General features: G+C 61.2%; 11 protein-coding genes. 1 reads left to right on the forward strand and 10 read right to left on the reverse strand.

Annotation, left to right across the window (positions count from 1 at the left end; genetic code table 11):
- The 4 genes from CI603_RS08395 to CI603_RS08410 all read right to left on the reverse strand — a co-directional run.
- Positions 1-434 (reverse strand): hypothetical protein (locus CI603_RS08395; RefSeq protein ID WP_147438304.1); only part of this gene is annotated, 434 nt, incomplete at its 3' end.
- Positions 435-513: 79 nt separating this feature from the next.
- Positions 514-1,293 (reverse strand): hypothetical protein, encoded by a 780-nt coding sequence (locus CI603_RS08400; RefSeq protein ID WP_121913776.1) that lies wholly within the window; start codon positions 1,291-1,293, stop codon positions 514-516.
- Between the two features lie 144 nt (positions 1,294-1,437).
- Positions 1,438-2,007 carry a DUF805 domain-containing protein gene (locus tag CI603_RS08405; protein WP_183122301.1) on the reverse strand — a complete coding sequence of 190 codons (570 nt, stop codon included), beginning with the start codon at positions 2,005-2,007 and terminating at the stop codon, positions 1,438-1,440.
- Between the two features lie 110 nt (positions 2,008-2,117).
- Entirely contained in the window at positions 2,118-2,918 is an 801-nt protein-coding gene (locus CI603_RS08410; protein WP_121913778.1) for a hypothetical protein, read from the reverse strand.
- A 219-nt stretch (positions 2,919-3,137) separates the two neighbouring features.
- On the opposite strand from CI603_RS08410, the gene CI603_RS08415 reads away from it, so the two are divergent.
- Positions 3,138-3,500, forward strand: coding sequence for a hypothetical protein (locus tag CI603_RS08415; RefSeq protein ID WP_121913779.1), 363 nt, complete (start codon positions 3,138-3,140; stop codon positions 3,498-3,500).
- Between the two features lie 204 nt (positions 3,501-3,704).
- Here the strand turns inward: CI603_RS08415 and CI603_RS08420 are convergent, their stop codons facing one another.
- From CI603_RS08420 to CI603_RS08445, 6 genes are all read right to left on the reverse strand, one after another.
- On the reverse strand, positions 3,705-7,865 hold the full coding sequence (locus tag CI603_RS08420) for a DNA-directed RNA polymerase subunit beta' (RefSeq protein WP_121913780.1): 4,161 nt from the start codon (positions 7,863-7,865) through the stop codon (positions 3,705-3,707).
- Positions 7,866-7,953: 88 nt separating this feature from the next.
- Entirely contained in the window at positions 7,954-11,520 is a 3,567-nt protein-coding gene (rpoB, locus tag CI603_RS08425) for a DNA-directed RNA polymerase subunit beta (protein WP_046322549.1), read from the reverse strand.
- Between the two features lie 193 nt (positions 11,521-11,713).
- Entirely contained in the window at positions 11,714-12,376 is a 663-nt protein-coding gene (locus CI603_RS08430) for a hypothetical protein (protein WP_121913781.1), read from the reverse strand.
- A 30-nt stretch (positions 12,377-12,406) separates the two neighbouring features.
- A complete protein-coding gene (locus CI603_RS08435; RefSeq protein ID WP_121913782.1) occupies positions 12,407-13,462 on the reverse strand; it encodes an A/G-specific adenine glycosylase in 1,056 nt (351 codons plus the stop codon).
- 654 nt (positions 13,463-14,116) lie between these two features.
- Positions 14,117-15,145, reverse strand: coding sequence for a LacI family DNA-binding transcriptional regulator (locus tag CI603_RS08440; RefSeq protein WP_259465528.1), 1,029 nt, complete (start codon positions 15,143-15,145; stop codon positions 14,117-14,119).
- Positions 15,146-15,342: 197 nt separating this feature from the next.
- Positions 15,343-15,775, reverse strand: a 433-nt coding sequence (locus CI603_RS08445; RefSeq protein ID WP_147438305.1) for a carbohydrate ABC transporter permease, incomplete at its 5' end; no start/stop codon positions are given.

Raw genomic sequence — 15,775 nt, forward strand, 5'->3', positions numbered from 1 at the left:
GACACCAACACCCAACGCATCACCCCCGGACGCTCGCCGGTCATCGCGCCGAACATCACCCCCCAGCAGGGCATCAGCGGCATCGTCAGCGCCAGGCACCAGAACCCCGGACGCCCCCCACGGCTCTCGAACCGACTCAAAAACCACGCCATCGCAAAACCCGAAAACAAGCCCGCCAGGCCGAACTGTATACAACGGTCGCGCACCCACTGCTCGTCCTGGTCGTACAGGAACGCCCAGCCCGGCACAAACCCCGCCAGGAAGGCCGTCCCGTACACCGCCAGCTTGCGCACCACGCCGGCACGCGAAAAGACACGCTCCCCCACAGCCGCATGACGCGCACACCCCGCCACCCGCGACATGACTGAAGACGCGCTCTGCAGCCAGGACTTCCCTGCAGGAAGCCGCAAGGAACCAGAAACACCACCAGCCATCACACACCATCCTCCTGCTCAAAGCATCGAATCCGCCACTTCGCCCACCCGGCCAAGAACCGGCACAGCCGGAGCAAGCTCATTGCTGATCCTGCACGGCGGTGCTGCCGCGTGCCAGAGCGGCCACCAAGGTCATCAGGTCGAAAATCAGCGCCCAGGCCGCCAGCCACTCGAAGGAGGCGTCGCGATTGTCGCCAGCGCAATAATCGATAGCCCACAGATCCTGCAGAAACCACAAGGCACCTGCCGCGCCCACCGCCATACACCAGGGCAGGCACGACAATGGAGAGCCCCCGAACAACAGGCACAGCATCCACGACGGCAGCACACACGACACAGCCGAAGCCACCCAGGCCGCCACACGGCTATGCACCCGATCCGACACAAACCGCAACCAGGTCACCCCGGCCACCACCAGCACAGCCACCGACACCAACACCCAACGCATCACCCCCGGACGCTCGCCGGTCATCGCGCCGAACATCACCCCCCAGCAGGGCATCGTCGGCATCGTCAGCGCCAGGCACCAGAACCCCGGACGCCCCCCATGGCTCTCGAACCGGCTCAAAAACCACCACATCACAAAAACCGGGAACAGGCCAGCCAGACAGAACTGCACAAAACGGTCGCGCATCCACTGCTCATCCCCGTACAGGAACACCCAGCCCGGCACAAACCCCGCCAGAAAGGCCGTCCCGTACACCGCCAGCTTGCGCACCACGCCGGCACGCGAAAAGGCACGCTCACCCGCAGACGCATGACGCGCACACCCCGCCACCCGCGACATGACTGAAGACGCACTCTGCAGCCAGGACTTCCCTGCAGGAAGCCGCAAGGAACCGGAAACACCACCAGCCATCACGCACCACCATCCTGTTTAAGGCCTCGGATCCACCGCCTGGTTCGCCAAGCCGTTGATACCGGTCTTGTATCAGTGCCGTTCATGCAGGCCTCTTCCCATCCCGCATCGTCGAGGTTCATCCTTTCCTGTTACAGGATAGGGTCACTGTCCGTTCGGGTCCCCTGGATACTGTGCCGTGCCAGTCTGACTCGCACCGAGGCTTCCGTTATCGACAACTGGATGACGGCGACGCGAGGGAACGCACATGATGGCCAGCCGGACTACCACAGCCAGAAGGAGGATGACGATCCCCGTAGGCGAAGGGGCGGACGGGTCCAGCCCTTCCAAGGCATCCGACACCATCGGACCGACAATCAGCCCCACGCCGACCACCTCCAGCACATAGGGGACGAGCGCCAACCACCCCGACAGGGCCAGATCATGCAGACGCCGCACCATCAGGGCATACATAGGCACCAGCACTGCCAGGGAGAACAGCCCCGGTACGACAGCCAAGAGACCCGAAGAGAACAAGCGGGTCAGGAAGGTGTCCAAGACCCAGATGAACGCGGCGAAAACCCATATCTCCTTGCGGCAGGAACGCCCCTTCCCCCTCGCATACAGGTAGAAGGGCCGTTGCATGCACTCCTGCATGGTCGCATCGTACATGGGCTCGTACCCTTTCATCACATCCACACGAGGCGGCCTCTTCGATAACAAGGCACTGGCCATAATCCTCACCTTCACTTTCTTCATAAGCCCGTACCGACGAATTGTCGGAACGGAACATCCAATATCGACATCAACGCAAACACACCCATGGCGCAGCCCGCCGTGCGGCGTCATCGGCCGGCATCGTCGTTATCATTGGAGGCTCCCAGGAGGGAGGCGATCAGCACGATCAGATCGAACACCAGCGCCCAGGCCGCCAGCCACTCGAAAGCCGCATCACGATGTGTGCTCGCGCACTTCTCGATCGCCCACATGTCCAGCACGAACCACAAGGCGCCGACGACGCCCACCACGCAGCACCAGAACAAGGACGCGCCAGCAGACCCCGTCGCCTTGGCCAGCATCCAGGACGGCACCACGCACAACACCACCATCGCCGCCCACGACAAAAACCCGTTGCGCACTAGCCGCATCACCACCGGAAACACCGACACCCCAACAGCCACCAACACAGCCACCGACACCAGGACCCACCGGAACACACCACCCGAGGTACGACCGACAGACCCAAATACGACACCGAATCCCGGAGCGCACGGAAGCGACAACACCACAAACCAAGGCCCCGGACGCCCCTTCCCATCCTCATACCGCCCCAACAGGATAGTCACAGCAAAAATAGAGAACAGTACGGGAAACGTAGCTTGGCCTATCCGCATGCGCACCCAATCCTGGTCCTGGTCAAACAGGAGGAACCAGCCGCAGGCGAACCCGGCCACATAGGTCAACGCGTACAGCACCGTCTTCCACAGGACCCCGCCCAAGGAGAACTCACGGGTACCAGGCCGCGCATGCGGGATGCTCCCCACCACACGCGACATGATCGACGACAGGACAAACGCATCAACCCGATCATCAACGCCATCCGACACCCCGCCGGCACCAACGCGCCCACCGGTCGACACAGACATCACCACCACTCACCCTTCGCCCTACACCTGCGCAAGCGCGGAACCCAAAGAACCGGCTAACGGCGAGAAAGGCTTCAAATAACCAGGGCTCTCAGACACCGACGTCTTCCACCCGATACCGCCTTTATCCTGATTATACGACCTCCTCTGTGACCACAGAGGAGGCGGACGGGTCCAGCCTGCCGTCCGGCGTCAGCGGACGGGAGCATCCGAATCGACTTGACGGGACGTGATGCCCAGGCCTGGGTGGAGGTCAATCTGAAGGGACTCGGATGGATCCCCTTCTACCCCACACCACCCGACCCACGCACCCTGGTCCGCCAGCCACCACCCCCGCTGGCCGACCCTCCCCACGACGACCACACCACCCAAGGCAGAACCACCGTCGGCGGGCAAGAAGCATCCCCGCAGTCTCCACCCTCCTTCTGGAAGCAGTACGGACCCCTGATAACCAAAGCGACACTCTGGACCATGCCGGTCTGGCTACCCGCCCTCCCGATCCTGCTCCTACTAGGCATCAAAACCCGGCTACGCCGACCTGCCTACATGATGGGACCCACCATGACATTTCCTTCCTGCTGAGATTTAGTCACCAAATAGCCGTCATCTACAGCCATCGTCGTCACTGTCTGTCTGCAATCTTGACCGCGAGGAAAACAAGATGAGGGCCCGTGCGATCGCTATGATCGTACGGGCCCTCATCCTTTATCACATATCCTGCAGCCGAATCCACGAGGCCGGATCATCCGGCACAAGCGGATCTGCGGCTACTGGCCGTGCAGGCACTCACTGGTTGGAGTGCTGATCCTCCGAAGAGGAGAAGGTGGCCGAACCAGGCTGCTGGGATGGCTTCTGATCGGAGTCACTGCCATCGGCGGCATCCGAGGATCCCGTGCCTGTGGCAGCCGTCTGATCGCCGGACTCAGCTGACGGATCCTGCACGTTGGGGGTGTCCAGATGGCTCTGGCCGCCCTGGTCGTTGAGGAAGTCGTCCGGGTTGAAGTCGTCGCCCAGCTTCAGATCCCCGAAGTCGATGTTGGAGAAGTCCACATCGTTCAGGTCGGCGTCGCTCAGGTCCACGTCGCCGCCACCCAGGCCGAAGTTGGGGTAGATGGTGTCGCGGATGGCCTTGTCGGGCTCCACGGTGGCGTTGCGGTACCTGGCCAGGCCGGTGCCGGCCGGGATCAGCTTGCCGATGATCACGTTCTCCTTGAGGCCCTTCAGGTCGTCGACCTTCTGGTTCAGGGCGGCCTCGGTGAGCACGCGGGTCGTCTCCTGGAAGGAGGCGGCCGACAGCCAGGAGTCGGTGGCCAGGGAGGCCTTGGTGATGCCCATGAGCTCAGGACGTCCCGCGGCGGGCTTGCCTCCGGCCTTGACGGCCTTCATGTTGGCGGCCTTGAACTTGGCCTGATCGACCAGCTCGCCGGGCAGCAGGTCGGTGTCGCCCGAGTCGATGACCGTCACGCGGCGGAGCATCTGGTGGACGATGACCTCGATGTGCTTGTCGTGGATGTCCACGCCCTGGGAGCGGTAGACCGTGTGCACCTCGTTGACGATGTTCACCTGGGCGGCACGCGGGCCGAGGATGCGCAGGATCTTCTTGGGATCCACGGAGCCCTCGATCAGCTGGGTGCCAGCCTCGACGTGCTGTCCGTCCTTGACCATCATGGGCGCACGACGGGTGACCGGGTAGGTCAGCGCCTCCACAGAGGTGTCGTCCGGGGTCAGGGTCACCTGACGGCCGCGGTCGGTGTCCTCCACCTTGACGGTGCCGGGGAACTCCGCGATAGGAGCCTCGCCCTTGGGGGTACGGGCCTCGAAGAGCTCGGTGACACGGGGAAGACCCTGGGTGATGTCGGAAGCCGAAGCCACGCCGCCGGAGTGGAAGGAACGCAGCGTCAGCTGGGTGCCGGGCTCGCCGATGGACTGAGCGGCCACAATACCCACGGCCTCGCCCACATCCACCAGCTTGTTGGTGGCCAGGGACCAGCCGTAGCACTTGGCGCACACCCCGCGGGTGGACTCGCAGGTCAGGACCGAGCGGGCCTTGACCTCCTCCACACCATGGGCGACCATGTCACGCAGCACGTCCATGGACAGGGCGTCGCCGCGCTTGTAGAGCACGGTCTTGCCGTCCTTGGGGTCGATGACATCGGCGGCCAGGAGCCTGGAGTAGGGTCCGCCGTCGGCGGCCTTGACCAGGACCAGGTTGCCCTGCTCGTCGCGCTCGGCCACCTTCATGGTCAGACCGCGCATGGTGCCGCAGTCCTCCTCGCGCACAATCACGTCCTGGGAGACGTCGACCAGACGACGGGTCAGGTAGCCCGACTCGGCGGTACGCAGTGCGGTGTCGGCCAGACCCTTGCGGGCGCCGTGCTGGGAGATGAAGTACTCCAGCACTGACAGGCCGTCGTGGTAGTTGGACTTGACCGGTCGAGGAATGATCTCGCCCTTGGGGTTGGCCACCAGGCCTCGCATACCGGCGATCTGGCGGATCTGCATCCAGTTGCCTCGCGCCCCGGACTGGACCATGATGTTCACGTTGTTGTCCGGAGTGAAGTGCTGCTGCATGGCGTCAGCCACCTTGTCGGTGCACTCGGTCCACAGGTTGATCAGCTCCTGACGGCGCTCCTCATCGGTCAGCAGACCCATGTCGTACTGGGAATTGACCTTGGCGGCCTGCCCCTGGTACTCGTTGACGATCTCGCTGCGCTCGGGCGGCACCACGATGTCGGAGAAGGCCATGGTCACGCCGGACCACTGGGCCCGGGTGAAGCCCAGATCCTTCAGGGCATCCAGGGTGGCCGCCACCTGCGCGGTCGAGTACCTGGTGGCGATGTCGTCCACGATGCCGGACAGCTTGCCCTTGGGCACCTGCTCGTTGATGAAGGGGTAGTCCACAGGGAGCGTCCGGTTGAACAGGACCCGTCCGTAGTTGGTAGCGAACAGACGGGAGCCGTCCTTGAAGACCTCTTCCTTGACCACATCTGGGCTACCAGGCTCGGGGTCGACGACCTTGAGGTCGCCGGGCTCCCAGTTCCTTGGCATGACGAAGTCGGCAGGGACCCGCAGCAGGATCTTGGCCTGCATGTCGATCTCGCCCAGGTCCAGGGCCATCCGGGCCTCGGCCAGGCTGGAGAAGATCCGGCCTTGGCCCTTGGCGCCGTCAACCACGGTGGTCAGATAGTACAGACCCAGAATCATGTCCTGGGAGGGCATGGTGACCGTATGGCCGTCAGCGGGCTTGAGGATGTTGTCGGAGGCCAGCATGAGCGAACGGGCCTCGGCCTGGGCCTCGGCCGACAGGGGCAGGTGGACTGCCATCTGGTCGCCGTCGAAGTCGGCGTTGAAGGCCGCGCAGGCCAGCGGGGGCAGGTGGATGGCCTTGCCTTCGACCAGGATGGGTTCGAAGGCCTGAATGCCCAGACGGTGCAGCGTAGGCGCACGATTGAGCAGGACGGGATGCTCGGAGATGACCTCCTCCAGCACGCCCCAGACCTCGGGATCTCCACGGTCGACCAGGCGCTTGGCACTCTTCATGTTCTGCGCGTAGTTGAGGTCCACCAGCCGCTTGATGACGAAGGGCTTGAAGAGCTCCAGGGCCATGGGCTTGGGCAGGCCGCACTGGTGCATGCGCAGGGAGGGCCCGACCACAATCACGGAACGGCCGGAGTAGTCCACACGCTTGCCCAGCAGGTTCTGGCGGAAGCGTCCCTGCTTGCCCTTGAGCATGTCTGCCAGGGACTTCAGGGGGCGGTTGGAGGCTCCGGTGACGGGACGGCCACGACGGCCGTTGTCGAAGAGGGAATCCACAGCCTCCTGGAGCATGCGCTTCTCGTTGTTGAGCATGATCTCGGGGGCGCCCAGCTCGATCAGGCGCTTGAGCCTGTTGTTGCGGTTGATGACGCGCCGGTATAGATCGTTCAGGTCGGAGGTGGCGAAGCGGCCGCCGTCCAGCTGCACCATGGGGCGCAGATCGGGCGGGATGACCGGTACGACATCCAGAACCATGGCCTCGGGCTTGTTGCCGGTGTTCAGGAAGGCGGAGACCACTTTGAGCCGCTTCAGGGCACGGGCCTTGCGCTGGCCGGAGCCGGTGTCGATCTCGTGACGGAGCTCCTTGGCGGCACCCTCCAAGTCGAAGTCCTGCAGACGCTTCTTGATGGCCTCGGCGCCCATGCAACCCTCGAAGTAGTCACCGTAGCGGTCCTGCATCTCCCGCCACAGATCGACGTCGCCCTCCATGTCGCCGGGCTTCAGTGTCTTGAAGCGGTCGAAGACGGCGGTGATCCGCTGGATCTGGTCGTCATAGCGCTTGCGGATGGCGGTCATGTCCCGCTCGGCCCCGTTGCGCAGACGGGCCTTCATGGAACCCTTGACCTCGTCGGTCTTCTCCAGCTCGGCCAGGTCCTCTTCCAGCTTCTTGGCGCGCTTGTCGATCTCCAGGTCGCGCTTCTTCTCCAGCTGGGAGATTTCATTGTCGAACTCGTCCTGCAGGTCGGGCAGGTCCTTGTGACGCTGCTCCTCGTCCACCTTGGTGACCATGTAGGCCGCGAAGTAGATGACCTTCTCCAGGTCCTTGGGCGCGATGTCCAGCAGGTATCCCAGCCTGGAGGGCACGCCCTTGAAGAACCAGATGTGGGTGACGGGGGCGGCCAACTCGATATGGCCCATACGCTCGCGGCGGACGCGGGAGCGGGTGACCTCCACGCCGCAGCGCTCGCAGACGATCCCCTTGAAGCGCACGCGCTTGTACTTGCCGCAGGCGCACTCCCAGTCGCGGGTTGGTCCGAAGATCTGCTCGCCGAACAGGCCGTCCTTCTCAGGCTTCAAGGTACGGTAGTTGATGGTTTCTGGCTTCTTGACCTCGCCATAGCTCCAGCCGCGGATGTCGTCGGCCGTGGCCAGTCCGATTCTCAGTTTGTCAAATGCATTGACGTCCAGCACTCTGTGTCCTGTCTCTGATCTTGTAACTGCTCTGAAGTTTGCCTCTTGGCGGGATGCCCTTCAGGCGGACATCCCTGTGATTGGTGGTTCAGCGGTACTCCGGTTCTGGAGCGGACTGGTCGGCCTTGGCGGCGGCGTCCGGACGGGCGCCGATGTTGAAGCCCAGGTCGTCGGAGGCGGCGCTGGGGTCGTCGTCCTCGTCCTTCATCTCGATCACGTTGCCTTCCGCGTTGAGCACCTCCACATTCAAGGAGAGCGACTGCATCTCCTTGAGCAGCACCTTGAAGGATTCGGGGATGCCGGCCGCCGGCAGGTTCTCCCCGCGCACGATGGCTCCATAGGCCCGGACGCGGCCGTCCACGTCGTCGGACTTGGTGGTCATCATCTCGTGCAGGGTGTAGGCGGCGCCGTAGGCCTCCAGGGCCCAGACCTCCATCTCGCCGAAGCGCTGGCCGCCGAACTGGGCCTTGCCGCCCAGGGGCTGCTGGGTGATCATCGAGTAGGGACCGGTAGACCGGGCGTGAATCTTGTCATCCACCAGGTGGTGGAGCTTGAGCATGTACATGTAGCCCACGGAGATCGGCTTGGTGAAGGGCTCTCCGGTGCGGCCGTCGTAGAGCACAGCCTTGCCGTCGTCGCCCACCAGGCGCTCGCCGTCACGGTTGGGCAGGGTGGTCTTGAGCAGGCCGTTCAGTGCATCCTCACGCACGCCGTCGAAGACCGGGGTGGCCACAGCAGTACCGGGCTCGGCCTTCTCGGCACCTGCCGGGATGTGCTTCTTCCACTCGGCCTCCAGGTCGGGATCCAGGCTGATGTCCCAGCCGGAGTGGGCGATCCACCCCAGGTGGAGCTCCAGGACCTGGCCCAGGTTCATACGGGAGGGCACGCCCAGCGGGTTGAGCATGATGTCGATGGGGGTGCCATCGGCCATGAAGGGCATATCCTCCTCGGGCAGGATCCTCGAGATGACGCCCTTGTTGCCGTGACGGCCCGAGAGCTTGTCGCCCTGGGTGATCTTGCGGTGCTGGGCGATGTAGACCCGAATCATCCGGTTGACGCCGTTGGGCAGCTCGTCGCCGTCCTCCTCGGCATCCTCGCGGGTGACCTCCTTGACCTCGATGACCGTGCCGGTCTCGCCGTGGGGCACCCGCAGGCTGGTGTCGCGCACCTCGCGGCTCTTCTCGCCGAAGATGGCCCGCAGGAGCCGCTCCTCGGGGGTCAGCTCGGTCTCGCCCTTGGGGGTGACCTTGCCGACCAGGATGTCCCCGGCCTCGACCTCGGCACCGATGCGGATGATGCCGCGCTCGTCCAGGTTGGCCACCGCATCCTCGCCCACGTTGGGCAGGTCCCGGGTGATCTCCTCGGCGCCCAGCTTGGTCTCGCGGGCGTCGGTCTCGTACTCCTCGATGTGGATGGAGCTCAGGGTGTCGTCCTGGACCAGCCGCTGGGAGATGATGACGGCATCCTCGTAGTTGTAGCCGTTCCAAGGCATGAAGGCCACCAGAACATTCTTGCCCAGGGCCATCTCGCCCTTCTCGGTGGCGGGGCCGTCAGCCAGGACCGTGCCGGCCTCGACCCGCTCCCCGTCCTTGATCAGGGGGACCTGGTTGTAGCAAGTGGTCTGGTTGGACCGCTGGAACTTGGCCAGCTTGTAGGAGGACTGGGTGCCGTCGTCATTCATGACGCGGATGATGTCGGCGGATACGTAGGTGACCACGCCCGGCTTCTCGGCCAGGATGACATCGCCTGAGTCGATGGCGGAACGCCACTCGGAGCCGGTGCCCACCAGGGGCCGCTCGGACTTGACCAGGGGGACGGCCTGACGCTGCATGTTGGTGCCCATCAGCGCTCGGTGGCCCTCGTCATGCTCCAGGAATGGGATCAGGGAGGCGCCCACCGAAACCATCTGCCGGGGGGAGACATCCATCAGGTCCACCTGGGAGACAGGCACATCCTTGGCCTCGGCCTCGGCGTCACGCACCAGGGCCTCGTCCTCGACGAAGTGTCCGGTCTCGTCGATCTCCTGGTTGGCCTGGGCGATGGTGTGCTCGGACTCCTGGTCGGCGGTCATGTAGACCACGTCGTCGGTCACCTGGCCATCAATGACCTTGCGATAGGGGGTCTCGATGAAGCCGAAGGGGTTGACCCGGGCGAAGGTTGCCAGGGAGCCGATCAGGCCGATGTTGGGGCCTTCAGGGGACTCGATGGGGCACATGCGTCCGTAGTGGGAGGGGTGCACATCGCGCACCTCCATGGAGGCACGGTCGCGGGACAGGCCGCCGGGGCCCAGGGCCGAGAGACGACGCTTGTTAGTCACGCCGGCCAGCGGGTTGTTCTGATCCATGAACTGGCTCAACTGGGAGGTTCCGAAGAACTCCTTGATGGTGGCGTTGACCGGGCGGATGTTGATCAGGGACTGCGGGGTGATGGCCTCCGCATCCTGGGTGGTCATCCTCTCGCGGACCACACGCTCCATACGGCTCAGGCCGGTGCGCAGCTGGTTCTGGATCAGCTCGCCCACCTGGCGGATGCGGCGGTTGCCGAAGTGGTCGATGTCGTCCACGTCCACCCGCAACTCGATATCCTGGCCGTCGCGGCGGCCGGGGAAGGTCTGCCCGCCGGCATGCAGGGTCACCAGGTACTTCAGGGTGGCGATGATGTCCTCGGGATGCAGGCTGCGGTCGTTGAAGTCGGCCTCAAGCCCCAGCTTGCGGTTGATCTTGTACCGGCCGACCCGGGCCAGGTCGTAGCGCTTGGTGTTGAAGTAGAAGGAATCCAGCAGGTTGCGGCCAGCCTCGGGCGAGGCGGTGTCCGCAGGCCTGATCTTCCTGTAGAGGTCGGTCAGAGCCTCGTCCTGGGTCTCGATGGTCTCCTTCTCCAGGGCGTCCAGCACCAGCGGATAGCCCTTGAAGGCCTTGCGGATCTGCGGCTTGGTCATGCCGATGGCCATGAGGAAGACGATGGCGGACTGCTTGCGCTTGCGGTCCACACGCACGCCCAGCACATCTCGCTTGTCGATCTCGAACTCCAGCCAGGCGCCCCTGCTGGGGATGATCTTGGCCCCGAAAATCTCCTTGTCGGAGTTGCGGTCCTGGGTGCGATCGAAGTATACGCCGGGAGAGCGGACCAGCTGGGAGACGATGACGCGCTCCGAGCCGCCGATGATGAAGGTTCCGTGGGGGGTCTGCAGCGGGAAGTCGCCCATGAAGACGGTCTGCGACTTGATCTCGCCGGTGTCCCCGTTTTCGAACTCGGCGTTCACATACAGGGGGGCGGAGTAGGTGTAGTCCTTCTCCTTGCACTCCTGGACCGTGTGCCGAGGCTCCTCGAAGTAGGGATCCGAGAAGGTCAGACTCATGGTCTGTGCGAAGTTCTCAATGGGAGAGATCTCCTGGAAGACCTCATCCAGGCCGGAGACGGGAGCCACGGTGTGTGTCCCATTGACCTGATCCTCTTCGACCCGCTTCTTCCAGCGGTCGTTGCCAACCAGCCAGTCGAAGCTATCGGTCTGCACGCCCAGGAGGTAGGGTACCTCGATGGGTTCGCGGATGGATCCGAAATTGACACGATCGGTGGCCTTGTGCAGTTTGATGTCGTGTTCGTCAGCGCGTGCCTGCGTGGCGGTGGTACTACTTACAGCTTTATTGGCAGCCAAAATGGACGTTCCTTATCGCTCGCCGTACTCGATCATTCCTGTTACCCAGGGAGATGCCGAACGGCCGCCATATGCCTATTCGCGGGCACCTCCTCGATGATGCATGCCCGCTATATGACATACCTCATGCAAAGTCAAAACTATAGCAGACAAGAACCATGGACGCAATCGGCGTGTCGTCTTGGAAAAGCTGCTATTGGATCATGACCGGCACCGGCTGGGAGACCACGTTGGAATCGGCTTTGAGCACCAACTTGGCCTTGTAGGAACCGGCGTCGACCAGTGGCAGCTTCTCGTCGGGCTGGCAACTCTCCTGGCTCCTGTCGGCATGCCAGGTGATGGTCTGCACATCCTTGTCGCCCGTGGCCATGAGCAGCGTACGAGCCCCCACCGGGCAGGCATCGGAGCGCCAGACAGTATCCTGACCGCTGGTGATGACCAGCACGCGGCCGCCGTCGGAGCCGTCCACCAAGCATGAGCCTGTTCCCTTGTGACGAATGGTCGCCGTAAAGTCGATAGACCCGCCTACGTCAGTGCTGGGATCGGGCGCAGCCAGCTCCAGCGCCAGATCCCCCTTGTTACAGTCAGGAGCTCCTGAGGAACGCTTCTTGCCAGCATCCTTCTTCTGATCTTTGCCCTGCTTGTCCTTGTCTTTGGATTTGGTCTTTGCGGACTGCTGGGCGCTGGTCGAGGCACCCTGGCCCCCATCGCCTCCGCGCAGGGCTCTGATTCCTGCCCCCACGCCCCAGACCAGGCCAGCACAGACCAGCAGGAAGAGCACCGCCAGCAGGGCGGCCGCGATCCTCCGGCGACGGTACATCCGCCGCTTCTTCTCGCTCATGCGTCGCTTGGCCATACTTCTCCAGTCTAATCGCTAGGGCGGCCTTCACTGCGGCAAGCTTAGGCGGCCGTCCTGGCCAATCTCAAGAAGGCCGTCCTCGTCCAGGGATGCGATGCACCGATCAAGTCGGATTTCGTCGTCGCACAGGTGTTTCAGATCCTGTCTGGAGACGGGTGCGCCGGAAGCCTGCCGCAGTGCCTGGAGGATTGATCCGCGAATCTGCCGATCAGTGCCCGCAAAGCGCTGCCGAGGTCTGGTCCTGCCTGCGCCCAGACCGGGCAGCCCAGCCTTGAGGAAACGGCAGTAGCCGGCCAGAGGGCAGATATCGCAGGCCGGCTTCCGGGCGACGCAGACTGTGGCACCCAGTTCCATGACGGCCTGGTTCCATCGGGCCGAGGGGGGCTCCCCCCAGGCTGCCGACCGGATCTGCGGATCAGCCAATCCCAAAAGGCCACTATCCTCCTGGCCACCGCTGTCCTCGGCACCGACATCGTGCGCCCCGCCGTCTTCGGCACCAAAACTCTCCTGCACCTCGTCCTCGGGCAGGATCTGCCAGGCCAGCTGGCGCTCCTCTCGACTGGCAGCGCCCCCAGTGGATTCACGCCCCAGAAAGACCCTGGAAAGCACCCTGCGGATATTGGTGTCGATGACGGCGATCCTCTCGCCGTAGGCAAAGCTCATGACAGCGCTGGCCGTGTAGTCTCCGATGCCAGGCAGAGCCACCAGCTGGCCGTAATCCCGGGGCAGCCGGTCTGCATACTGGCCAGCCACCTGCTGCGCGCACTCCTGCAGGCGCAGGGCTCGGCGCGGGTAACCCAACCGGCCCCAGGCCGTGATGACCTCGGCCTTGGGTGCGGCAGCAAGGGACGCAGCATCCGGCCAGACCTTCATCCAGGCCGTCCAGTAGGGCACCACCCGGCTCATCTGGGTCTGCTGGCTCATGACCTCGGAGACCAGGACCCCCCAGGGCGTAGTTCGCCAAAAGCGCCAAGGGAGATCGCGGGCGTACCGGCTCCACCAATCGAACAGCCGCAAGCGGATTGGCTCAATCTCCGCCAAGGCCGTATCCGCACCCTCCATGGTCACACCGCCCTTCGCCATCCGATTCTGCCTCATGCAACCGCCGTATTCTGCCCGACGGTGCCGACCGACGCTGCCTTACCTGTCGTTTGTCGACGGTAGGTTGGCCTCATGAACAGGCAGGAGCAGGAGCGGTCCGACGACTTGTCAAAATAAGACATAAATAAAAAAATTAAAATTAACCTAATCAATAATTGCTCTTATCACTACAATTAATAAGAGCACAGGATAAAACTTGAAGTACTTATTTACGGATACTACATTTGATACAAATTGCCGCATTAACTTGAGACACAGCTGACCTTTAACCATTTAATAGATTGACAACAATTAAAAGAACGTGCCTGTATACAGGAAAAGTAATTTCCATCAAACCGACAACGGGAAGTTTCTTTTCAATTGCGGGTGCGCATGCTATCGAGGAAAGAAATATTTACTTCTTGAAATAGTTTGACATCGCGCTGAGCCTGCTGTGAAGCTAAACCCTGATGCTCAACATGCAGGAAGGCCTAAGCCTCAGCAATATCTGCAGCATGAAGTACTGAACACGAATTTTGACAAGAACAGCGGCGACAATTCCCACTGGGATCATGGAAAGTTAATGAACTTGCGGAATCAGCGACAAAACCTTGTGGTTTATGAAATTAACTCGCTAATTAATTTTAGAACAGCAACTCAACATAGACGAGTGGACTCCCGTTCTACTAGAGTGAAATTGGTTGTAAGAGTACGAACCGGCCCATCGTAACCTTCAATACGCTCTATGAGCATCTCAATGGCTTTATTGGCATAATCGTCCACATAAGGGTCGACAGTAGTCAGCGTCGGCATGGACAGTTGAGCCCCAGGTACATTGTCAAAACCGATTACCTGTACGTCGCCCGGTACCCGTATACCATGCAGTTGCAAACCATGCAGAATTCCCAGAGCTATATCATCGGTCAAACAAATAATCGCATCCGGATAAGAACCTTGGTCAATTATATGCTGCACCCTTGCTAAACCATCCTCCGGTATGCTCCAATCATGAGCAAACATAAGATTCCAATCCACCCGCAGTCCACGGCTGTCCATGGCTTGAATGAAACCCTTGCTACGTAGTTGCTGAGTTCCTTCATGTGCTGACAAAATAAGCTCACGACTCTTGTAACCAACAGGTGCGTCAAAAAGCGCAATAGAACGACAACCACTATCTATAAGACGCTGCGTCACATATCTGACAGATTCTACATTGGGCATCGTTACTAAATCTGCCTTGTCGTACGCTAAATAGTCTCCAGTCAGCACCACCGGGAATGGCTGCTTAAGTATAGCCCCTTCATTTTCCAAAGGTTGATCAGCGAATAAAATCCAACCATCTGCTGCTAGACGGGAAAGGTCATTCATGATTGTTGAAAAGCCGCCCTTACCCGGACCATAGGTGCTGATTATAGTGCCGTATCCATGACTCCGAGCTACGGTAATAACCTTGTCCGCAAAATAAGAAACGAATGGCTGCGAGAAATCAGGAATGCCTAAACCAATGAGTTTGGTCTTACCCTTTTTAAGAGAACGAGCAGAAAGATTCACTGTATACCCTAGCTCCCTGATCGAATTGTTTACACGCTTTCGGGTTTCCTCACGCATCCTGCCAGTGCCATTGAGTACATTCGAAACCGTTTTAAATGAGACCCCGGCGTGTTTCGCTACATCTTTGATGGTCACACGTCTCTCCATGCCTCTCCCCCATTACTTTCATCGAGTACTTTCAGCTCGTAGCCTATACATGAAAACTATATAAGACGGGGCCCTCTGTAGCTCCAAACGCGTCACATAAAAAGTACAAAATTTCAAACACAGCAAGCGGGTCCACCCTTCAGGACAGACCCGCCAATAATCATCAGCGCGTTACGCTAGGTCTCTTAAGACTTGACAGAACCGGCAGACAAACCGCCCACCCAATAACGCTGAAGGAAAAGAAATGCCAACACCATAGGAATAATAGACACGAAAGCACCAGAAGTGACTAAATTCCAGACCTGCTCACTGGCAGCACCTGCTTGAGACTTTACTTGCCACTGCGTTAGGCCGACAGTGATCGGGAATAGCCGTGGATTGGTCAATACCACCTGAGGCAGGAAAAAGTTGTTCCAGCAACCAACAACTGACAATAAAAATACTGTTGTAATTGCTGGCGTCATAATAGGCAAGGAAACTTGGAAGAAAGTGCGCAACTCTCCTGCACCATCAACTCTGGCGGCTTCGATCATTTCGTCCGGCAATGACTCCATGCAGTAGATACGCATGAGGTAAACGCCCATGGGATTAAGCAGGGACGGTAGAAGAACTGCCCAA

It is taken from the genome of Bifidobacterium sp. wkB338 (assembly GCF_003688325.1).
In the GTDB taxonomy this organism is placed as follows: domain Bacteria; phylum Actinomycetota; class Actinomycetes; order Actinomycetales; family Bifidobacteriaceae; genus Bombiscardovia; species Bombiscardovia polysaccharolytica.

Bases quoted from the DNA above. Each gene is read 5' to 3' on its own strand.
- CI603_RS08400 (WP_121913776.1), bottom strand. From the start codon at position 1,293: ATGGCTGGTGGTGTTTCCGGTTCCTTGCGGCTTCCTGCAGGGAAGTCC.
- CI603_RS08405 (WP_183122301.1), bottom strand. From the start codon at position 2,007: ATGGCCAGTGCCTTGTTATCGAAGAGGCCGCCTCGTGTGGATGTGATG.
- CI603_RS08410 (WP_121913778.1), bottom strand. From the start codon at position 2,918: ATGTCTGTGTCGACCGGTGGGCGCGTTGGTGCCGGCGGGGTGTCGGAT.
- CI603_RS08430 (WP_121913781.1), bottom strand. From the start codon at position 12,376: ATGGCCAAGCGACGCATGAGCGAGAAGAAGCGGCGGATGTACCGTCGC.
- CI603_RS08435 (WP_121913782.1), bottom strand. From the start codon at position 13,462: ATGGCGAAGGGCGGTGTGACCATGGAGGGTGCGGATACGGCCTTGGCG.